The sequence below is a fragment of the Vreelandella piezotolerans genome (genome assembly GCF_012427705.1).
Classification (GTDB): Bacteria; Pseudomonadota; Gammaproteobacteria; order Pseudomonadales; family Halomonadaceae; genus Vreelandella; species Vreelandella piezotolerans.
Window position 1 is genome coordinate 3,475,483 of the sequence record NZ_CP048602.1, and the last position, 21,880, is coordinate 3,497,362.

Sequence of the window (21,880 nt, forward strand, 5' to 3'; positions counted from 1 at the left end):
ATAGATGAGATTCGCTCAAGCCAACGTTACCGAAGACAGCCGGACGAGCCGACGCTTTAGCGTTTGCCCTCCCGCCGCGGTGCTACATCATCAGCCACGACAGGATAAACAGTGCCACCAGCGTGCGGAAAATGCCGCCGATGATGGAACCGCGCAGAAACGCTCGCAGCCCGCCCCATAGGATCAGTAGACCGATCACCAGTATCGCGAGGCTCAAGAACGAGTCGTTGATGCCCAGCGAACGCGTCAGCCCGCCGATGAAGTCATCGAAGGCACCAAAAAAATTGGTGAAGATTCCCACCAAAAACTCCACCACCACGCGGATGGCCTCACCAATCGCTTCACCAATACCTTCAAAAAATCCGTTTGCCTGCATGCGTGTTGTCCGTTGCTCGAAGATGATCGTCTAAAAAGAATAGCGGGAAGTTAAGTGCTCAACGATAGTCGGCATTGTGTGTGAAAACGCGGTGTGTGAAAACACGCGAACTGGCAAAACCACGTCATGGGCAGCTTCCACCTTTCGCCTATTCCCTTTTTAGCACTTCCGCGTTACAACAATAAGCATGCATGTGCGGGAGAGACTGGTGCACGACGCCAGCGCCGAAGGAGCAACGACCCCGGAAACTCTCAGGCCAACGGACCGCAATCGCTAACGTTTTTACCAATACGTTCCGAAGAGTGGTTGATGACGGCGTCACTCAACCCACCGAAGGAGCAAGCGCCGCCACATTGGCGTGAATCTCTCAGGTTCCATGACGGAAGGGGTACCCCTAGCAAACACCTTTGCTGAGGGTATCGCCCGACGCTCATACAATCTGTGGAGATCATCATGCAACGCATTGCAGTCATTGGCGGTGGCATTACCGGCATCACCAGCGCCTACGCCCTCGCTAAACGCGGCTTTGACGTCACCGTCTTCGAGAAACATCGCTACGCGGCAATGGAAACCTCCTTTGCCAACGGCGGTCAGCTGTCCGCCTCGAATGCCGAGGTATGGAACCACTGGCCCACGGTCATCAAAGGCCTGCGCTGGATGCTGAAAAGCGACGCCCCGCTGCTCGTCAACCCTCGCCCCACCTGGCACAAGCTGAGCTGGTTTGCCGAGTTCATCGCCGCCATTCCCCGCTATGCCGACAACACCACCGAAACAGCACGCTTGGCGATTGCTGCCCGAGAGCACTTGTTTCAGTGGGCCCGCGATGAGCAGATCGAGTTCGATGTGAAGCAAAAAGGCATTTTGCATATCTACCGCGATAAAGCAGGCTACGAGCACGCAGCCAAGGTGTCACAGTTGCTCCAAAAAGGTGGGCTCGAGCGCCGCGCTGTCACCCCAGAAGAGATGCGCGCCATCGAGCCCACCCTAGCGGGTAACTATTACGGCGGTTTCTTTACCGAAAGCGATGCCACGGGCGATATCCATAAGTACACCAACGGCTTGGCGAAAGCCTCTGCCAAACGCGGCGTGCAGCTCAACTACGGTCATCAAGTGACCGACCTGGGTGCGGATGAGAGCAGCGCCTGGATCAGCGCGGTGGTCGACGGCGAAGAGGTTCATCAGAGCTTCGATAGCGTAGTGGTGTGTGCGGGCATTGGCAGTCGCGCCATCGCCGCCAAGTTAGGCGACCGTATGAACATCTACCCGGTCAAAGGCTACTCCATCACAGTACAGTTGGATGACGAGGCATCACAGCAGGCCGCTCCCACGGTCAGCCTGCTGGACGACGAGACCAAACTCGTCACCAGCCGCTTGGGCAACGACCGCTTCCGCGTGGCGGGGACGGCAGAGTTCAACGGCGCCAACCGCGACATTCGTAACGACAGGATTCAGCCACTGGTGCGCTGGGTGGAGCAGTGTTTCCCTGGCGTGAGTACCCAGCGAGTAGTGCCGTGGGCGGGCCTGCGCCCGATGATGCCGAACATGCTGCCCAAGGTCGGCCCCGGCAAATTGCCAACCGTTTTCTACAATACCGGTCATGGCCACCTAGGCTGGACGCTCTCGGCGATCACTGCCGAGATGCTCGCCGACGCGGTCGATCACTCACATGCCACGTCACTCGCGATCACCCGCTAGACGCGGTAACCCATAACGAAAAGGGGCCACCAGGCCCCTTTGTTAACATGGCCAACATGGCTAACATGCGACCCTATCCCGTCCGCTCTCTTTGGCGTGATACAGCGCGTTATCGACCCGTTTCATCATGCTCTTGGGCGTATCGTGCGCAGCGGCCTCGGCAACCCCCAAGCTAACGGTGACACGGTCGGCCCCCGGAAAAGAGGCGCTAGCGATACGCTGACGTATCTTCTCAGCGAGCTTGGCCGCTTGCTCACGGGGCGTTTCGGGAGCCAGAATGATGAACTCCTCGCCTCCCCAGCGGGCGCAGTAGTCGGCGCTGCGCAAATTGGTCTCCAGCAGCGTTGCCAACGCGCGCAGCACTTGATCGCCCACGTCGTGACCTTGGCTATCGTTGATCGTTTTAAAATAGTCGATGTCGAGCATGATGAGCGAAAATGGTCGCACATAGCGGCTTAAGCGACCTAGCTCGTGTTTCAGCAGGTAATCGAACCTCGAGCGATTCATCAGCCCGGTCAGCATATCGGTGGTGGCGAGGCGCTTTAATTCGGCTTCTTTTTCCACCCGCCGGGTGATATCACGCTGAACTAGCACTAGAACGGTCGACGCATAGCCGGGCATCGACATCGCGGTGATACGCCACTCGATGAGCGGTCGTGGCGCTTTGGAGAGCAACGCCTCCTCTTCATGATCCAGACCGGAGAGCGAATATCCCACCTTCAGCTCACCGGCAGACAAGGCTTGGTCGAGCTGACTCAACAATTGCTCGTTCGCCGCCGCTTGATGGACGATTTTAGGGGACGCCCCCAACCAACGGTAGCGATCGCCCCCCCAAAATTGAACGTACTCTTCGCTAACATCCAGCACCCGAATGCCACCACCATCGGGCCACCTGCCAAGCATCGCGACGGCCTGACTGCTGGGTTCGCTGATGGACAGCGGCGCTCCTTGCTCTTGATCTTGCGATGTTTCTACCATAATTCATCCAATGAAAGTCGGCGTTGGGGTCGTTTCGTCCCAGAAACGAGCCGTGATATCCAAGCGCGAAACGTCTTTCGACAATACGCACCCTCAATGCACTGGCCACGTCGCCATTACACGGAGGATACGCGCGCTTACTCAATAGCAATATAGTCCACGTTATGAATACGCGAAAAGTAGCGACCGTTACGCGGCTCTTGCGACCCAAAGCCGATAGAGCGCTGGCGTAAAGAAAAACGACACTAATGTGGCCAAGAGTAGACCAAAGCCCACCGTTTGTGCGAAGGGAGGCCATAACCCACCGGCGGCGACCATGAGCGGAATGAGCCCCGCAAAGGTCGTGATGGTCGTCGACACGATATGTCGGCTGGTTGGCCCGCTGATCACTGCCAACATTGCCTCGCTATCCCCTTGCCGAGCAGCCGGATCGTCATCGAAGGCAGCAATGATGATGATCGTGGCGTTGATCGCCACCCCCACCAACCCCATGATGCCGACGATGATCACGAACCCGAACGCGTGCCCGCTCAGCAGTAGGGCCACGATGCCCATGCCCATCGCCTGCGCCCCAGCGATAAAGACGATGGCGGCACGACGGAAAGAGTTAAAGGCCAGCACCACGGTCGCCAACATCGCAATGACGAGCAGCACCACCGAGGCGAGCAGCTGGCTGACGGCTTCGTCACGCTCGGCGGCTTCACCACCGGTTTCGATCCGATAACCGGGGGGAAGACGTATCTCGCCCGAATCGATGGCCGCCTGAAGCTTGGTCTCGAGCTGTGCCATGGAGATGGCTGGCAGCGCATCGGCTACCAAATAGCCTTGCACGAGCTGGACACGCTCGGCGTTGCGGCGGGTAATGACGCTCCACGAAGGCACCAAGCCGCTGTCGGCGACGGCCGCGAGCGGTAATCCCTCGCTGGCGTGCTCACTGACGAGGCGTAACGCCGCCAGCTGCTCGGCGTCGGTACGCCAGTCGTCGGCATAGCGCACGCGCACGGGCAGCTGCTGGGTGTCTTCAAGTAATACGCCCGCGGGTTGACCAGAGAGCGCCGCCCCCACCTGCTCGGCAAGATTTTGCGGCGATAGCCCGACATTGTTCAGCGCGGTTTGGTCGATATCCAGCATCAGGCGGGGTAAATCTTGCTGCATCCCGGCGCGCACATGAGTCACCTGCGGAAGCTGGTGCATCAGGCCTGCTAGCTCGAGTCCGAGCGACGAGAGTACGTTCAAATCATTGCCATAGACGCGCAGCTCGATGGGAGCCTTGAACGGCGGCCCCTGCTCGTATTTGCGCACCACGCTTTGGGCCTGTGGAAAGCGTCTATCCAACGCCTGCTGCAAGGGGGGCACCTGCCGATTGGTGACGTCTAACGATTCTGTATCCACGATCAAGTGCAAGAAAGCAGGGTTATTATCTTCATTCGTCAGCACGTTGTAGTACATCATCGGAGCGCTTTCGCCGATGAACGCAGAGACGCGTAGCACGCCCGGCACCTCCCGCACCATGTGCTCCACCTCATGGGCCAAGGCCTGCGTTTGCGCGATGCTGCTGGCAGCGGGTAGCCGTACTTCGATATGAAACTGATCGCGATCGGCAGGCGGGAAAAATGCGACGTCTAGCGTGGGCATTAACGCGATTCCACCCACGGGCACACAGAGGGTAATGACCATGGCGGCCACAGGATGGCGCAACGCGCTCCGCACCGTGCCACGAAAGGCACGCTTCAGCGAGTGGTCGCGCGGGGCAGGCGGTTTGGCCGCCACCTTGGCCAGCAGCATGGGTGACAGCGCCGGCACCAGAAACAGTGAGACCAGGTACGAACTCACTAGCGCCACCATGACCGCCATGGCCAGCGGTCCGACGAACTCTCCCGCCGGGCCTGGCATGAGTACGATGGGCATGAACGCCAGAATGGTCGTCAGCGTACTGGCGAGCAGCGGCACCGCTAAATGGCGTAACGCATCGCGGGTCGCGGCCAGCGCAGAATCACCTTGTAAAAAGCGCTCCCGGAGGGCGTTGGTCATGACGATAGCGTTATCCACCATTAGCCCCAGCGCGACAATGATGCCGATGATGCTCATTTGGTGAATTTCCATGCCCAACGGCCGGAATAGCGCCAGTGTCAGCAGCGCCGTGGCGGGAATGGCCAAGCCCACGGTCAAGGCAGAACGCCACCCCATGGTCAGAAATAGAATGGCGACCACCAATACCAAGCCCATTAGCAGACTGAGCGCTACATCGCTCAGCCGCTGGTTGGTGTAGCTGGCCTGCTCGAAGACCTCTTCGACGGCAAGACCGACCGGCAGCTCATCGGCGAAGTCGGCAAGTCGCTCCTGCGCCCGCGCTACCCATAGATCGATCCGCTGACCAGGCGCCATGCGTGCGCCCACATAGACGGCGCGCTCACCGTCGAGCAGCGCCACGGCGTTGGGCGGGTCTTGCACACCACGGCGCAGTTCGGCGATTTCGCCCAGTTTGACGCTCTGTCCCTGCCGGGTCGTCACGTTGATCTCCCGCAGACGATCCAGCGCGTCGAACTCGCCGCTCAGACCTACCGTGAGCCGATGTCCTTGGGTCACGACTTCGCCCGCCGTGCGTCGCCCATCGCTGGCCTCGATGGTGGCCGCCAACTGCCCCACGGATAGCCCGAGAGCATTGAGCTCCATGGGGTCCACCACTACCTCGACCTGCTCGCCGGCGACGCCAAAGCGGTGGGTATATTCGGTGCCGGCCACTTGGCGAAACGCATCTTCCAGGCGCTCGGCGTAACGCTCCATGACGGGCGGCGAGGGAGGCGTGTCTAGCGTCCAGCGCAGCGCGGCGACGAGACTGAACGCATAGCCGCGATCATCCAGCAGCTCAGGCGTTTGCACGCCCTCTGGCAACGACGGGGCGACATCGCCGAGCTTGTCGCGCACGCGGCTCCATACCGGCGTGACGTCGGTGACCTCGTCACCCAGCTCCACACTCAGCAGCGCAATGCCTTGGCGCGACGTGGATTCCAACACGTGAATTTCCGAGATGGTCCTTAATTCATCCTCGATAGGTCGCGCGACCAACGCTTCGATTTGTTCCGGCGTAGCGCCTGGAAACGGCGCGAGCACCGTGGCCATGCGTGCCACCAAATGGGGGTCTTCCGCCCTGGGCAGAGTTTGTATGGCCGACAGCCCCGAGACGACGAGCAAACCGAGTATGAGCGCCAGCAGGCGGCGATTGAACAGCCACTCAATGCGCATGGGCGACATCCTCACTGAGCGTGACCTGCTGCCCTGGCGTAATGCGGTGAGTACCACTGCGGATCAGGTGCATGCCGGGCGCCAAGGTGCCGCGCACGAAGGCGCTATCTCCTTCGGTATGCAGTAGCTCGACGCTGGCTTGCGCCACCCGGTAGCGCTCGTCTTCATCCGGTTCGGCAATCAAGACGTTCCACAGGCCACGGTCGGCCGCACGCAGCGCCGCTAGCGGCACCCAGTAACCGCGCGCCGGTTCGCTGATCGAGTAATCCAGTTCGGCCAAGTCGCCTGGCACGGCGCGATGGTCGCCCGTCATCGCCACGACCAGGGTCTGTGTACGACTATCACCATCCACTTGAGGCAACCGCGCCCGTACTTGGCCCGCGATCGTTTGCCCGTTCACCTGCAGCGTCACGGACTCGCCTACGGTAAACGTCGCCGCGAGACGCGCGGGTAGCCCGAGATGAGCCTCTAACTGACGCGTGTCGATCAAATCGAACGCCGTCGTACCGCTACTCACAAGGCTACCAACATCGATGTAGCGCTCGACCACCCGGCCAGCAAACGGCGCTTTGAGCATGCTGTCTTCTAGATCGGCCGTCAGACTATCGCGCTCGGCGGCCAGGGCAGAGAGGCGCGCCTGCAGGGTCAAACGGTCAGTGCGGGCCTGATCGAGCGCCGTGCGACTCGCAAAGTTGCTCTGGTTCAATTGCGCTTCTCGCTCTTCCTGACGCTGGGCTAGCGCGAGACTGGCACGGGCCTCTTCGCTTCGCGCCGCTACTTCGGCCAGGCGGCTCTCCAGTCGCCGGGTATCGAGACTCGCCAGCACGTCGCCCTGCTCCACGGCATCTCCTCGGTCGGCTAACAGGGATTCCACCCGCCCGGCCGGTTCGAAGGCCAACGACACCGACTGGCGCGCCACCACACGCCCGGTCAATCGCACCTCACGGGTAAGCGTTTCGGCTTGTTCGAGCGGCAGCGTGGTGACTTGGAGCAAGGCGTTATCCGCCCCCTGCTGCCGAGCCTGCTGGGCGCTGCTGTGCTGGCTGCTTACCAGGGCCACCACGACCAGCGTCGCACCGATCATCGACAGGGCTGCCAGCGCCCCCCGCAGCCGGTGTCCCCAAGAAGTCTTTGACGTGCCCATGTTGGCCTCGAAATGGTTTATTCTTGAACGGTAGCGTTTACTATAATATGTGTACGCTTCCGTTCAATAACTATTTTTTAATAGGCATGGGTTTATTGCATGACAGACGCTCAACCGCCGTTATCCGACCCCAAACGCAGCGTCGGCCGCCCGAAGGACATGGCCAAACGCAATGCGATGATGGACGCCGCGGCGTGCCTATTTTTTCGTAACGGTTTGGAAGCCGTGACCATGGAGGCAGTGGCTCGCGAGGCAGGCGTTTCCAAAGTGACGGTGTATGGGCACTTTGCGTCGAAAGAAGCCCTATTTGGCAGTGTCATTCGTCGCGAAACCGCGACGATTCGGCAGGGATTATCACAGCTTCCCGATACCCACGACGCGGTGCGCCAATCGCTGATCGATGTGGGGGTGAGCATGGTCCGCTTCTTACTAGAACCCCATGTGCTGGCGGTCGAGCGTGTGATGAGCCATCAGGGTGAGCAACACCCCAAGCTGCTGCTGGCGTTTTTCGAGGCAGGTCCCTGGGCCATGCTCCAGTGGCTGCAAGAGAAGCTGGAAGGGTTGGCCAGCGCAGGCCACCTGAGCCTCCCCGACCCAGAGCGCGCCGCCGACCAGTTATGCAGTATGTGGCAAGGCATGCTGACCAAGGAGGTCCGCATGGGCGTGCGCCCACCGCCTACCGAAGAGGAACTACAGCGCCAGATCACTAGCGCTGTGGATGTGTTTTTGGCGGCGTATGCCGTGTCTAAGCCTGCTTGATGACCCATGTGACGGCTAGCGGCGCTCTAATACGCCAATCACTTCCGGTATGGAGAGCTGCTGCTCATCTATGGATCGATATAAATCCCGCACTGCGGCCGCAATGCTCCCCTCAAGCCCCAGATCGTGGGTCATGGTGTGGTAATAGCCTAAATCTTTACTGGCATTCGCCACGCTAAATCGAAAACCCGAAGGATCGTCGTTGGCAATGTAGGGGCGTAGACGCTCCAGCACCACGCCCCCCCCGCCGCCAGCTCCCAAGACTTCCAGCAGCGCATCGGCACTAATGCCCGCTTTTCGGGAGGCCGCCGTGGCCTCCGCCAACACGGCGGAAAAGCCCAATGACACAAAGTTATGCAGCAGTTTCAGCGTATGACCCGATCCCACCTCACCGGCATGAGCAATGTTCTCTGCAAACGCTTCCAGTAATGGGCGCATGTCGTCGAACAGCGCTTTGGATGCGCCCACAATGAGGTTCAGCCGCCCTTCTGCTGCCTCCTTGGGCGTACGTGTCATCGCAGCGTCCATGAAGCGCCCGCCCGCCTTTACCACTCTGGCCGCTACCTGGGCAGTAGAGCTGGGCAAAGCGGTGGAGCAGTCCACCACCACGCTATTAGGCTTCAAGCCTTCTAATACGCCGTTGGGCTCGAACAGCACGGCCTCAACTTGCGGCGAGCCAGTGACACATAGGATGACGATATCGGCTTGCTGAGCCACCTCTTGCCCAGTAGTGAGAGGACGTCCCCCTGCGGCAATAAGATCCTCCACAGGCTGGTTGCCCACATGCTCCAAAAAATGTACCTGATGGCCTGCCCGCAACAAACTGCTGGCAATGCCGTGGCCCATTAACCCAACACCGATAAGGCCTACCTGCCGTACATGGGTCATCTTTTTCTCCTGGTCGGCAATGATGCTTAGTGTTTGATGGCGACTGTTTTGATACGCGTGTAGCTGCGCAAACCCTCAAAACCTTTTTCACGGCCATGGCCTGAGCGCCCCACTCCACCAAACGGCAGCTCCACACCGCCAGCAGCCCCATAGTTATTGATAAACACCTGGCCGCTGCGAATGCCCTTCGCTAGACGCAGCTGCCGACCGCCATCGCGGGTCCACACACCCGCACACAACCCGAAATCGGTGGCATTGGCGAGCCTCAGCGCATGCGCCTCATCGTCAAAGACCTGCACCACCAGTACGGGCCCAAACAGCTCTTCACGCAGCACTTCATGGCCATCGGGAATGTTGGTCAGCAGCTGCGGGAGCACGAAGTGGCCACCGGAAGGGGCGCTTGGCGCCAGCTGACCTATCCCAGCAACACGGATACCGTCCGCTTCTGCTGCGGCTAAACGCGACGCCAACTTGGCCTTTTGACGAGCGTTGATCAGCGGCCCGCAGTCGGCATCGGCTTCACCTGCATCACAGCGCAGCGCCGCAAAGCGTTGGCAAAGATCCTCGATCACACGGTCGGCGATGTCTCGCTGCACCAGCAAACGGCTGCCTGCCGAACAGGTTTGCCCAGCATTTTGCACAATGCCGCGCACAATCGCGGGCAGCGCTGCATCCAGGTCCGCATCGGCAAACACCACTTGGGGCGATTTGCCGCCTAATTCCAGCGTGACCGGCACGTGATGCACGGCAGCCGCCTGGGCCACCTGAGTACCGGTTTCCGGCGAGCCGGTAAACGACAGATGGTCGATCTGAGGATGCGCTGCCAGCGCCGCACCCGCCTCGCGACCTAGTCCCGGTACCACGTTCAGGACACCCGCTGGCAACCCTTGAGCGGCGGCCAGCTCCACTAATCCCAACACGCTGAGGCAGGCATCTTCTGCGGGTTTCAGCACCACCGTATTGCCTGCGGCAAGCGCTGCGGCCACGCAGCGCCCAAAGATTTGCGAGGGGTAGTTCCAGGGAATGATTTGCGCGCACACGCCGTAAGGCTCGCGCAGGGTCATCACGGCAAAGTCATTTTCGAACGGAATGGTTTCACCGTGTAGCTTATCCGCCGCACCGCCATAAAAACGGAAGTAGCGGGCGCAGGCGGCAATATCGCCCTGCGCTTGGGTCATTGGCTTCCCGGTATCGGCGCACTCAAGATGAGCTAGGCGCGCGTGATTGGCTTCTATCGCATCAGCAAACCGCAACAGCCACAGGCTGCGCTGGCGGGCCGACCAACTGGCCCACTCACCTAACTGGCCTGAAAAAGCTAAGCGAGCCGCCTGAACCGCAGCGTCTACCTCGCCTTGCTGGCTACGTGCGATGCGGGCTAGCGGCTCTCCTGTGGCGGGGGCTTCAACGGCTAACGTGTCGGCGGTATCGACCCACTCACCACCAATAAACGCCTGCGCTGGCGGTAACGTTGTGTTCAATGACATTCAGCACTCCATTATTGTGATTATTATGTATGAACGATGCCTGCGCTAACGCCACAAGCACCTATCGGTTAAAACACTCGCTACAAAGCACTAGCCGTAAAACAGCGTTACTAACCCCATCGAAATCCACGGCATGTAGGTAATCGCCATCAAGCACGCCAGCACGACGAGTACAAAGCGCACTAGCCATGGCAGCATTTGATCAATCGAGATTTTGGCAACGGCACAGGCGGCAAACAGGTTCACCCCGAGCGGTGGCGTAATCATGCCCAGCGCTAAGTTCACCACCATCACTAGGCCAAAGTGAACCGGATGAATACCAAACTGAATCGCGATCGGCGTGAGGATCGGGGCCAGTACTAAAATGGCCGCCGATGTTTCAATAAACATGCCGACAATCAGCAGCAGCGCATTCACGACCAGCAAGAACATCATAGGGCTTTCAATGGTGTTGGTCACCAGCGTGGCAATTTGCGCCGGTAAGCCTGTGCGGCTTAACAAAAAGCTGAACAGCGCGGCAGAGGCAATAATCAGCATCACCGCCGCCGTTGAGATCACGCTTTGACGTAAGATGGGTAATAGGTCAGCCAGTTTTAACTCGCGGTAATAGAACCCACCTGCGAACAGCGCAAAAAACACCGCCACGGCCGAGGCTTCGGTGGGCGTAAAAACTCCCCCGTAAATCCCGCCGATCACCACCACCGGCATCAGCAGCGCCACCCAGGCACGCTTGAGCGAAATCATAAAACCGGTGCTGTCTTTGTAATCGTCTTTACCGTAGCCACGCACTTTGCAGAATAGGAAAAGAAAAAGGATGAGCGCAGAGCCAATCAAAATTCCCGGGCCAATACCGGCTAGAAATAGCTGCCCGATGGAGGTATCGGTGCTCACGCCATACAGAATCAGCGGAATGGAAGGTGGAATGAGTACGCCCAGCTCCGCCGAGGAGGCCTGGATAGAGGCGGCTAACGGCTTGGGATAGCCATGTTTCACCATCGCAGGAATCAAAATGGCCCCAATGGCAAAGGTAGTGGCCACGCTGGAGCCAGACACGGCGGCAAACATCATGCAGGTGAGTACGCAGGACATGGCAAGACCGCCCTGAACGCGGCCAACGATGGATTTAGCAAGGTCCACCAAACGCTGTGAAATGCCCCCGGCGGCCATTAAATTACCCGCCAAAATAAAGAACGGTATCGCCATCAGCGGAAACTTATCGATCCCGATAAACATCTGCTGTGGGACGAGCAGCAGGGGCAGACGCGTAAAGAACTCGATGCCGATGATGGATGCCAGTACGATCGAAATGGCGATCGGCACGCCAAAGGTAAAGAGCACGATCAGCGACAGACCAATCACCATATTCATGAGGACGCTCCTTCTCTGGCAGACGATGAAGACGTCGGTTCCTCGCTCATCACTTCGCTGTTTTCTGGCCCTACCTTTTCGCGGCCACTGAGCTGCGAGGCTAAACGGGCAACCACTGACACCATCGCAAAGCCAGCGCCCACGGGAATCGCGGCATAGGCCCAGGACATGGAAATGTTCATGCCGGACATCACCTGGCTATTCACCCTCAGCGTCATTTGAATGCCGTAGTGCACTAACACGCCCAAGACCAACAGGCAGCACAGCACAATGGCCACTTCCAACACCATGAGCAGACGCGCAGGCAGCCATTTATAGATGACCTCGACCGCCATCATATAGCCACCCCGAAACGTGGCGGCCGCGGCCATGAACACACACCAAATCATGGACGTGCGAGAAGCGACTTCGGTCCAGGTAGAGGGCGCATTGAACAAAAAACGGGTAAGCACCTGATAGAAGCTGAGCGTGACCGATATGACCAGCATCAACACAGCAATCATCAGGGCAATACGGGTTAACTGATGCTCTAAACGAAGCAAGACCGTTAACATAAAAGGTCACCGTGCCTAGGCGGCCCCTGGCATAGCCAGAGGCCGCAGTGAAAAATGACTTAACAGCTACCCGCTTTTTCACGAATGCGATCTAGCATGTCGCTGCCGTACTGCGAGGTGAAGATTTCGTAGGCGGGCTCCACTGCCTGCTGGAAGGGAGCAGGGTCAATATCGGTTTTCACCGTCATGCCGTTGGCTTCCAGCAGCGCAACCCCTTCCCGCTCAAGGCGCGATACTTCTTCACGAGTCGCGTCTACCGAGGCCGCCGCGGCCTGCATGAACCAGTCACGCTCTTCGTCGTTCAGGCCATCAAGCAGGATTGGTGACCCCAACACGATGGCAGGTGAGTACACGTGCCCGGTGAGGGAAAGGTAGTCCTGGACTTCCCAGAAGTTGGTGGCCACGATGACCGTAATCGGGTTTTCCTGGCCATCGACGGTGCCCTGCTGAAGTGCGGTAAACAGCTCTGGGAACGCCATCGGTGTGGGTCGTGCGCCCATTTGGCGGAACGCTTCTTGGTGTACCGCGTTCTCCATGGTGCGGACCCGTAACCCTTCCGTATCCGCTGGGCTGGCAATTTCGCGCTGGCTGTTGGTGAGGTGGCGGAAGCCGTTTTCAGACCACGCCATACCGACTAGGCCATGGTCGCTCATCTTCGCCAACAGCTCGTCACCAATGTCGCTATCCAGCACGCAACGAGCCTGGTCGTAGCTCTCAAACAGGAACGGTAAATCCAGCACGTAGGTTTCCGGTACGAAGTTACCCAGCGGGCCGCTAGAGGTAATCACCACGTCCACGGTGCCGATCTGCAGGCCTTCGATCATTTCACGCTCACCGCCAAGTGAGCCGGAGGCGTGCTCGGTGACCGTAAAGGCGCCATCGGACAAACGCTCTAAGGTCTCTTTGAACGCCTCAGCACCCACCGAGTAGTGCGACGTGGAGGAGAGCGTGTGCCCCAGACTGATATTGGTGGCCGCCTGTGCTTGCAAAGCCATGCTGGCGGTCGTCAGGGCGCTGATAGCGGTTACGAGTGCGTGTAGAGTGAAGCGCTTGGTCATGATAAATCCCTCGTTATGTTGTTGTGAGGGTGAGTAGTGAAGGAGACGCGGGCGTCTCCCTGTGGCGTTCTGCCCTATCGGCAGAGGAGTGAACACGAGACGTTATGTCCGTTCATGCGTGCTGCTCGGCCATAAAGCTATCGATGATTTGGGTAAAATCAGCGTCGCCTACAAAGCCAAGCTGGCTCGCTTTGGCGGTTTCGAAGCGGGCGGGCCAGCTGGCCACGATGGCTTCGATGCGCGAATCGGGAACATGCTGAACGAGCGCTAGAGCCTGCTCCCCGGCCGCCTTACGAAGGGCTTCGAGCATTTCGGCCACGCTCACCGTGATCCCCGGCAGCATGAAGGCGCGAAACGGTGCCAAGGCTTCACGGGGCACCTGAGCGCCGTGTACCAGCGCATCCACCACTTTACCCGGCGACATCACGAACATTTCAAGGGTGGTGGGCACGGGGCAGATGGCCTCTTCGCCATTGAGCGGTTCACGCAAAATACTGGAGGCAAAGCTGGAAGCCGCGGCATTCGGGCGGCCAGGGCGGATCACGATGGTGGGCAGGCGCAGCACCAGGCCATCGATCTCGCCGCGACGGCTGACGTCATTGATGAGCAGCTCGCACATGGCCTTTTGGGCACCGTAGGAGTTCTGCGGATGCAGTGCGGTCATGTCATCGAGCACCTCCGGTAGCGCGCCGCCGTAGGCCGCTACGGAGCTGGCCATGATGAATCGCGTGTCGCGCATACCACGGGCGCGGCAGCCTTCTAGCAGCGCTCGCGTTGCATCAAAATTGACCTGCATGCCGAGCTCTAAATCGGCTTCCGCGGCGGAGCTGACCACGGCCGCCAGGTGGTAGATCACGTCAGGGCGCTGATCTAACATCTCGTCCAATGCGTGGGGCTGGGTAATATCCACCGCTCGCGAGACCACCTTGATCGCCCTTGCCGAGGGTGACGGTGCTTCCACTTGATCGACCAGCGTGAGCTGCGTGATCGGCTTCTGACGCAGCTCGCCACGCTGGATCAACTGCTGAGCGAGGCGCTGGCCTAAAAAGCCAGCCGCGCCGGTAATGGCAATATGCATGATGCGACTCCTAGTGGTGCGTTGTTCTTGTATGGAAAACGTATTGGCCAGAGCGAGCGGTTTAATGCGTCGTTAAGCCCCAGGGCGCTCCCCACTCCAACCCCACCCGGGTGGCCGTCTTGGGACGGTACTCACAGCCCACCCAACCGCGATAACCCAGCGCACTCAAGCGTTCAAAAATAGCGGGATAATGCACTTCGCCCACATTAGGCTCGTGGCGATCCGGCACGCCTGCGATTTGAATATGGCCAATGGCGTTAAACTGATGCTCCAGGTGGCGAATCAAATCACCATCCATGATTTGGCAGTGGTAAAGGTCGAACTGAAGCTTGAGATTCCTGGCACCCACCGCTTCCAGTACCGCCATGGCCTGGGCCTGGCGGGAGAGAAAAAAGCCCGGCATATCACGGGTATTGATCGGCTCGATCAGGATGTCTTTGCCTACTTTGGCCGCCTCGTTAGCGGCAAAGCGCAGGTTGCGAATATAAGTGGCGTGGTGCTCCGCATGGGTGGCGGCATCCGCGTTGTCCGGTAACAGCCCCGCCATGGCATGAACCCTCGGGCAGCCGAGCGCCTCGGCGTAGCTCAGCGCAGCGGTCATCGAATCGCGAAACTCGGCTTCCCGGCCCGGCAGGCTGGCCAGGCCGCGCTCACCGGCATCCCAATCTCCCGGCGGCAAATTAAACAGCACCTGTTCCAGCTGGGCTTCTTTTAAGGCGTGCTGTATGTCGCTGGCGGCAAACGCATAGGGGAACAGATATTCGACCCCTTTAAAGCCGGCCTCGGCGGCGGCGGCAAAGCGGTCGAGAAAAGCGTGTTCGTTGAACAGCATGCTGAGGTTGGCGGCTAATCGAATCATGGGGCGCTCTTGTCGTTATGGGCGTTATTAAGTGCTTTATTAAGTTCTTTATTCAGTGGGTCGTTAGTCGCGTGGAAAACGCGCTTCCAGCTCGACCACTTGTTCGGGGGTTAACCCTCGCGGGTTTTCACCCCGCAGCAGCAGGTAAAGCTTGGCGGTCTCTTCCAGCTCTTCGGTGGCGTACACCGCCGCTTCGAGGGTTTTGCCTGCCACCACTGGGCCGTGGTTGGCCAGCAACACCGCGCTGTGCTTACCCGCTAACCCGCGCACGGCCTCCCCCAATTGAGGGTCGCCAGGAATGTGGTATGGAATTAACGGCAGCTTACCCACCCGCATCACGTAGTAGGCGGTGAGCGGCGGAATGCAGTCGCAGGGGTCTACTCCCGGCAGGCACGACACCGCCACCGAGTGGGTGGAGTGCAGGTGCACGATGGCACCGGACTGCGGGCGCTCGTCGTACATCGCCATGTGCAGGAACTGCTCCTTGGTGGGCGCATCGCCGCTGAGCAGTTGGCCATGCTGATCCAGGTGCGAAATACGCGCCGGATCCAGCCGCCCCAAGCAGGCATTGGTGGGCGTCATCAGCCAGCCGCCATCGTCCAGCCGCACGCTGATATTGCCGCTAGAGCCCATGGTCAGGCCACGATCAAACAGCGATTTACCGAGCGTACTGATCTGCTCACGCAGGGTGTTCTGGTGATGATGACGCAGGTGCACACTCATGCCAGCACCTCAAACGCACGGGTGAAGAAGTCCACGCCGCCAAAGTTGCCGGACTTCAGCGCCAGCGACAGTGGCGCTTCGCGGCCTGCTAGCGGGGCTTGGGTCCAGGGCACGCCGGGGTCGATTTGCTCACCGATCCGCAGGGTCGTCACGCCTAACGCGGAGACCACCGCGCCGGAGGTTTCGCCGCCCGCTACCAGCAGTCGGCCCACGCCTTCGTTGACTAACGTCACCGCCAGTTGGCTCAATGCCGCTTCGACCAGGCACCCTGCTCGCTCAACGCCGAGTGACGCTTGCGCGCTTTTCACTTTTTCTGGATCCGCCGAGGCGTACAGTAATACCGGCACACTGTCGGCTAGCCGCTGCCGCGCAAACGCGAGCGCCTGGTCTTTCTGGTGCTCGCCTTCTGCTAGCGCCAGCGGGTCCAGGGCAAAACCACCGCCAGGGTGCTTGGCCAAAAAGTCGGCCACCTGCGCCAGCGTGGCCCGTGAACAGCTGCCCGACAGCACCAGGGCACCGCCAGCAGCCGACGCTAGACGCCCAGGCTCGGCAACGCTCTCTAACCAACCAAGTGCGCGATACTGAGCGGGCAGTGCCTGGCCCAGGCCGGAACCGCCGGTGACCAGCGCCATCTTCGCCGTGGCTTCGGCCAGCACGTCCAAATCCTGCTCATCCAAGCTATCGCAGATCACATGGCGCACGCCTTGCTCGGCAAGGGTCGACAGATGCGCGCGGGCTGCCTCTGCCCCTTTGGCGAGCACTGCCCGGTTGGCCAAGCCCACCGAATGTAGCGTTTGGCGAGAGAGCACGCGAACCAGATCGGCATCCTGCATGGGGTTGAGCGGGTGGTGCTGCATGCCGCTGTCGTTCAGCAATCGGTCACCGACAAACAGATGGCCTTGGTACACCGTGCGGCCATTAATAGGGAATGCAGGCGCCATCACCGTTTGGTCGGCTTGAAGCCGTTCCAGCAGGGCATCGGCCACGGGGCCAATGTTGCCCTCGTCGGTAGAGTCGAAGGTGGAGCAGTACTTGAAAAACAGCTGGAGAGCGCCCTGATCGCGCAGCCACTCAAGTGCTGCCAGAGAATCGGTCACGGCGTCTTGCACTGGGCAGGAGCGGGACTTGAGCGCGACCACGACCGCATCGACATCGTGCAAGTCCACCGCTTCTTGCGGCACACCAATCACCTGTAGGCAGCGCATGCCACCACGCACCAAGTTATTGGCGAGATCAGTGGCCCCGGTAAAGTCGTCGGCGATAGCGCCCAACACGATTCCCTGATGGCTCATTACTTCGCTCCCTCGGCATCGTTGGCCGCTTCTGGCAACGCAATACCCGATAAGCGCTGATAGACCTTGATCACCGCTGAGTCATCTTCCCGCCCAAAACCTGCGCCGCTGGCTGCGGTAAATTGCTGCAACGCGCTGGCAGCCACCGGTGTTGCGAGTGACAGCTCACGGCCTGTTTGATGAACAATATTGAGGTCTTTGACGAAGATATCGACCGCCGATAGCGGCGTGTAATCACCGCTCAAGATATGCGGCACGCGGTTCTCGAACATCCAGGAGTTACCCGCCGAATGGGTAATCACCTCATAAATCACCTCGGGGTCGAGGCCCATACGAATACCCAGCGCCATCGCCTCGGCCGCGGTGGCAATATGCACGCCCGCCAGCAGCTGATTGACCAGCTTCATGCTGGAACCTACCCCTGGGATATCGCCTAAGCGATACACTTTGGCCGCCATGGCATCTAATACCCGCTGCGCTTTGTTGAACACTTCTGGCTGACCAGAGGCCATTACCGATAAATCACCGCTTTTGGCCTTGGCAGCGCCACCGCTAATGGGCGCATCCAGCATCCACAGTCCCACCGCGGAAAGACGTTCACCTAGCTGCTTAGCTTGGCTGGGTGCCACGGTGGCGCATTGCAAGATCACACTACCCGGCGCTAGGTGGGCAACCACGCCCTGTGCCCCGAAAAGCACTTCTTCAGCCTGTTGGCCATTCACAACAATCACCAACACAACGTCACAGTGGGCGAGCTCGGCAGGCGTTGCGACACTCTTGCCGCCAGCAGCGCTGAATACTTCGCGTGCACCGCTGGCAATATCACAGCCGGTGACCTGAAAACCTCTGCTCAGTAGCGCAGTGGCAGTGCCCATACCCATGGCACCTAAGCCAATCACACCGACTTGCTGGGATTGCTGTTGATCTTGACTCACCTGCCGCTACCTCACTGTTGTTGTTTTTAGCAGCCACGTTTAGCAAGGCTGCTCGAAGCTTTCATCATCGAATGGTAGCGCTGTCATGATAGCGCTACCATTCGTTTTAGATTATTCTTTTCGTCATCACAAGCTGAACAATAGGGGCGTTCGACCAATGTCTAGAGACTTTTCGCATGCTGCTAAGCAGCGTCGTCGCTCAGATCAAGTGACGCTCAGCCAAGTGGCTGAAGCTGCGGGCGTCTCACCGATTACTGCTTCTCGAGCGCTTAATCATCCTGAAAAAGTCAGCGAACGCACGCGCAATAGCGTACTAGAAGCGGTTGAGCAGTTGGGCTATGTGCCCAACCTCGTGGCAGGCAGCCTCGCCTCCTCGCGCTCGAAACTGATCGCCGTCATCGTGCCCTCCTTGATCAACACCGTGTTCGTCGAAGTCATCAAAGGCTTACAAGAGACCTTGGAGGCCGAGGGGTATCAAATACTGCTGGGCAACACGGATTACGACTTAGACCGCGAATATCAGTTGGTGCGCACGTTCTTAGGCTGGTCATGCTCGGCACTGATTACCGCTGGGCTGCGCCATAACCACGCCTGCCAGACCCTGTTGAACAACTGGGATCATCCCATCATGGAAGTGATGGAGCTGGGCAAAGGCATGGACTTGAACGTCGGACTGGATCACGTGGCGGCTGGGCGCTGCATGGCGAACCATCTGGTCGATCAAGGCTATCGCCATATTGTTTATGTGGGCGCGCGGCTCACTCAGGATTACCGAGCAGGCATGCGCTACGAAGGGCATAAAGAGGTACTGCAGGCACAAGGACTCGAATCCCCCTTGGTAGAACTCGACACCCTCGGCAGCCTACAAGCGGGAGCAGAGAGTTTACAGCAGGTACTCACGCACTATCCCCAAACACAGGCCATTCACTTTGCCAATGACGACCTAGCTGCAGGCGCACTACTCGCCGCACAGCGCCAAGGTCTCAATGTTCCGGACGACATCGCAATTGCCGGTTTCAACGGCCTGCCGCTTGGCCAGCACGTGACGCCACAGCTCACCACCATTCTCTCCCCGAGAGAAGAGATGGGACGCCTCGCTGCGAAAGAACTCATTAGACGACTCAGCGGCAAAAACGTCTACCGTCGCCAGCACGATGTGGGGTTTACGCTGCAAATGGGTGGCAGTACTTGAAAACCGTATTGAAGCGGGCAGTGCTTCAATCAACACTGCCCACGGGCTGACTTACACCCCCACCGGCCCTCCATCGCGCTTCTGGATGACCACGGTGGCCGCACGCGGGCGCACCTGGCCACTCGCTGACGCAGTGGCGTCTTGCACTAAGGCATTGCCATCTGCTGGCCAATTACCGGGGTGTTGGATGTTGATAAACAGCGCGGTTTTATCCGGCGTGGCAAAGATACCGGTGACTTCGCAGCCGTTCGGACCCACCGCAAAGCGCTTGAGCTGCTGCTGGTTGCTGCTGTTGATGACCGGGCCCGTGCCGCGAATGTCGTCCAGCCCGTTGGGTACCACGGCCAAAAGCTGATCGTTGGTATGCTCGGTAACACTTTCGTAGCCGTTGTCGGTTTGAATCCACAGAATACCTTGGCCACCGTCGCGCTCATCGAACCACAGGCCATCGGGGCTGGCAAACTGGTTCATCTCGTTCAAACCTGAGTGATTGTCCGCATCGTCAGCCGCCGCGCCGAACACGAAGACCTCCCAGGTAAAGGCGTTGGGCAACCGGCTCTCCCGCCAACGGATCACGTGCCCGGCTTCGTTATTGGCACGGGGGTTCGCGGCGTTCACGGGCGCCGTTGCGAAACCTACTCCCGGCTCGGCCAGCTCGCTGCCATCGTTGGTGAGGGTCGCATCGCTGCCCTCTTCGCTGCGCTGGGAGTTATTGGTGAGCGTCAGGTACACCTCGCCGGAGGCCGGATCCACCGTCGCCCATTCGGGACGGTCCATTGGCGTTGCGCCCATGAGGTCGGCCGCATCGCAGGTATTGATGATGATGCCCGCCAGGTCGTTCTCGGCTAGGCCAAGTGCGGCAGCTAGCGTGCGACCATCCTGAGTTTTGGCACTCGGTGTGAGCGGCAGCCACTCGCCGCTACCATCGGCATGGAAGCGCGCCACGTACAGCGTGCCGTTATCCATATATTTGCTGCCAATGGCGAGACGGTCGTACTCCGCGCCGGGACGGTTGGCATCGGCGGGATCCCAGGCGGCATCAGAGACGTATTTGTAGACGTATTCGTTGCGGGCATCGTGGCCTGAATAGAAAACGATCGGCTTGCCCGCTTCTAACTTGCCCAACCAGCACCCTTCATGACGAAAACGCCCCAGCGCCGTGCGTTTCACCGCGCGAGCACCGCTATAGGGGTCGACTTCGACCTGGTAGCCGAAGGTACGCGCTTCGTTGCGGTAGTCATCTTCGGCACGCTCACCGTGCGGGGTGATGTCAAAGCGCGCGAACTCGCCGTTCTGCTCTGTCGCGTCGCCTGCCGAGGTATCCCAACCGTAGCGGCTTTTATCGGTGGGAATACCGATGCGTGCATCGTCTTGGAAGCGCTCGCCACGGTTGACGAAGATATCGGGCCAGTTCTCTTCACAGGCGATATAGGTGCCCCAGGGGGTCACGCCGTTACCACAGTTGTTGTTAGTACCTCGGGTTTGCGTGCCGTCAGGGGAGAATTGGGTTTTCACATAGTCGCTACCGGCCACGGGGCCGGCAAGGTCCATCACCGTGGCGCTGGTGAAGCGGCGGTTATAGGGAGAGTCGGTCACGTGCGACCACTGCCCGCTGGCGTTTTTTTCAACCTCCACGAGGGTGACGCCATGGGCGTTGATTTCGGTGCGCGACTCTTCCGCCGGGCGTTTGCCTCCCGCATTGGTAGGGCCACCCTGGGGCGCCCATAGCGCATCCTGCTCGATATACTCATTGTTGAGCGCTAGCACGAAACGCCGCGACGCGCTGTCGACATCCAAGGCGAATCCGGCCATACCATCGTGGTTCATGCCAACGCTATCGGCCTGGCGCTCGGCGGTCATGTGTAGTTCGGGCTGCCACTCTGCGGATGGGGTGAGCGGCGTGCCCCAGGGCACCAGCACCTGGGCCACATAGCCTTCCGGTACCACCACCGCATCAGTGCGAGAACCACGCACCGCTTCAAATGCGAGAGTCAGCGGCGTCTTGGCCTGCTCGCCTGCTAGCGCTTGGGCTGCGCCGCCAAACCCCAACATCGACGACGCCGCCAGCCCCAGGCCGCCCCGCATCACATCGCGCCGAGAGACGTACTTTGCCAGTACCTCGGCAAATGGCTGGTTATGGCTGTGGTTAAACAGGCGGTGATCTTCGATTGCCTTGCTCATGGTACTCCCCTCGTCATCATTAGCCCGTACGAACTACGTGTTGTTTTCGAGGGAGAGTATTAGGTAAAGATGA

18 protein-coding genes and 2 riboswitches are annotated in these 21,880 nt (G+C 59.5%); of the genes, 3 read left to right on the top strand and 15 right to left on the bottom strand.

Annotation, left to right across the window (positions count from 1 at the left end; translation table 11 throughout):
• Positions 1–82: 82 nt before the first annotated feature.
• A complete protein-coding gene (locus GYM47_RS15930) occupies positions 83–376 on the bottom strand; it encodes a hypothetical protein (RefSeq protein WP_153842973.1) in 294 nt (97 codons plus the stop codon).
• A gap of 186 nt (positions 377–562) precedes the next feature.
• Positions 563–653: riboswitch (glycine riboswitch) on the top strand.
• Between the two features lie 8 nt (positions 654–661).
• A riboswitch (glycine riboswitch) is annotated at positions 662–769 on the top strand.
• 60 nt (positions 770–829) lie between these two features.
• Here GYM47_RS15930 and GYM47_RS15935 point away from each other — a divergent pair.
• Positions 830–2,071 carry a D-amino acid dehydrogenase gene (locus tag GYM47_RS15935; RefSeq protein ID WP_153842972.1) on the top strand — a complete coding sequence of 414 codons (1,242 nt, stop codon included), beginning with the start codon at positions 830–832 and terminating at the stop codon, positions 2,069–2,071.
• Between the two features lie 60 nt (positions 2,072–2,131).
• Here the strand turns inward: GYM47_RS15935 and GYM47_RS15940 are convergent, their stop codons facing one another.
• The 3 genes from GYM47_RS15940 to GYM47_RS15950 form a co-directional block, all read right to left on the bottom strand.
• Positions 2,132–3,049: a GGDEF domain-containing protein gene (locus tag GYM47_RS15940; protein ID WP_139525869.1), complete on the bottom strand. Its 918-nt coding sequence runs from the start codon at positions 3,047–3,049 to the stop codon at positions 2,132–2,134.
• A 189-nt stretch (positions 3,050–3,238) separates the two neighbouring features.
• Positions 3,239–6,292, bottom strand: coding sequence for an efflux RND transporter permease subunit (locus tag GYM47_RS15945; RefSeq protein ID WP_153842971.1), 3,054 nt, complete (start codon positions 6,290–6,292; stop codon positions 3,239–3,241).
• Positions 6,282–7,436: an efflux RND transporter periplasmic adaptor subunit gene (locus GYM47_RS15950; protein WP_153842970.1), complete on the bottom strand. Its 1,155-nt coding sequence runs from the start codon at positions 7,434–7,436 to the stop codon at positions 6,282–6,284. Before GYM47_RS15950 ends, GYM47_RS15945 begins: the two co-directional genes overlap by 11 nt.
• Before the next feature lie 99 nt (positions 7,437–7,535).
• Here GYM47_RS15950 and GYM47_RS15955 point away from each other — a divergent pair, with 99 nt between their 5' ends.
• Positions 7,536–8,195, top strand: a complete 660-nt coding sequence (locus GYM47_RS15955) for a TetR/AcrR family transcriptional regulator (RefSeq protein WP_153842969.1) — start codon at positions 7,536–7,538, stop codon at positions 8,193–8,195.
• A gap of 15 nt (positions 8,196–8,210) precedes the next feature.
• Here the strand turns inward: GYM47_RS15955 and GYM47_RS15960 are convergent, their stop codons facing one another.
• The 10 genes from GYM47_RS15960 to ltnD form a co-directional block, all read right to left on the bottom strand.
• Positions 8,211–9,083, bottom strand: a complete 873-nt coding sequence (locus tag GYM47_RS15960; protein WP_153842968.1) for an NAD(P)-dependent oxidoreductase — start codon at positions 9,081–9,083, stop codon at positions 8,211–8,213.
• Positions 9,084–9,109: 26 nt separating this feature from the next.
• Positions 9,110–10,567 (bottom strand): aldehyde dehydrogenase family protein, encoded by a 1,458-nt coding sequence (locus GYM47_RS15965; protein WP_153842967.1) that lies wholly within the window; start codon positions 10,565–10,567, stop codon positions 9,110–9,112.
• A gap of 90 nt (positions 10,568–10,657) precedes the next feature.
• Positions 10,658–11,935: a TRAP transporter large permease gene (locus GYM47_RS15970; protein WP_153842966.1), complete on the bottom strand. Its 1,278-nt coding sequence runs from the start codon at positions 11,933–11,935 to the stop codon at positions 10,658–10,660.
• Positions 11,932–12,489, bottom strand: a complete 558-nt coding sequence (locus tag GYM47_RS15975; protein WP_153842965.1) for a TRAP transporter small permease — start codon at positions 12,487–12,489, stop codon at positions 11,932–11,934. The genes GYM47_RS15970 and GYM47_RS15975 overlap by 4 nt, the downstream gene beginning before the upstream one ends.
• A gap of 59 nt (positions 12,490–12,548) precedes the next feature.
• Positions 12,549–13,547 (bottom strand): TRAP transporter substrate-binding protein, encoded by a 999-nt coding sequence (locus GYM47_RS15980; protein WP_194928575.1) that lies wholly within the window; start codon positions 13,545–13,547, stop codon positions 12,549–12,551.
• Positions 13,548–13,659: 112 nt separating this feature from the next.
• Entirely contained in the window at positions 13,660–14,625 is a 966-nt protein-coding gene (gene denD / locus GYM47_RS15985) for a D-erythronate dehydrogenase (RefSeq protein WP_153842964.1), read from the bottom strand.
• Positions 14,626–14,686: 61 nt separating this feature from the next.
• Positions 14,687–15,484 (bottom strand): 2-oxo-tetronate isomerase, encoded by a 798-nt coding sequence (gene otnI / locus GYM47_RS15990; protein ID WP_153842963.1) that lies wholly within the window; start codon positions 15,482–15,484, stop codon positions 14,687–14,689.
• A 63-nt stretch (positions 15,485–15,547) separates the two neighbouring features.
• Complete coding sequence (gene otnC, locus GYM47_RS15995; RefSeq protein WP_153842962.1) at positions 15,548–16,207, bottom strand: 3-oxo-tetronate 4-phosphate decarboxylase; 660 nt, start codon at positions 16,205–16,207, stop codon at positions 15,548–15,550.
• The gene (otnK, locus tag GYM47_RS16000) at positions 16,204–17,499 is read right to left on the bottom strand and encodes a 3-oxo-tetronate kinase (RefSeq protein WP_153842961.1); all 1,296 of its coding nucleotides are present in this window, start codon (positions 17,497–17,499) and stop codon (positions 16,204–16,206) included. Before otnK ends, otnC begins: the two co-directional genes overlap by 4 nt.
• Positions 17,499–18,434, bottom strand: coding sequence for an L-threonate dehydrogenase (gene ltnD / locus GYM47_RS16005; RefSeq protein ID WP_153842960.1), 936 nt, complete (start codon positions 18,432–18,434; stop codon positions 17,499–17,501). Before ltnD ends, otnK begins: the two co-directional genes overlap by 1 nt.
• A 157-nt stretch (positions 18,435–18,591) precedes the next feature.
• Between ltnD and GYM47_RS16010 the strand changes: the two genes are divergently transcribed.
• On the top strand, positions 18,592–19,626 hold the full coding sequence (locus tag GYM47_RS16010) for a LacI family DNA-binding transcriptional regulator (protein ID WP_153842959.1): 1,035 nt from the start codon (positions 18,592–18,594) through the stop codon (positions 19,624–19,626).
• A 51-nt stretch (positions 19,627–19,677) separates the two neighbouring features.
• Here GYM47_RS16010 and GYM47_RS16015 read toward each other — a convergent pair whose 3' ends face one another.
• Positions 19,678–21,807, bottom strand: coding sequence for a PhoX family protein (locus GYM47_RS16015; RefSeq protein WP_139525873.1), 2,130 nt, complete (start codon positions 21,805–21,807; stop codon positions 19,678–19,680).
• Positions 21,808–21,880 lie beyond the last annotated feature (73 nt).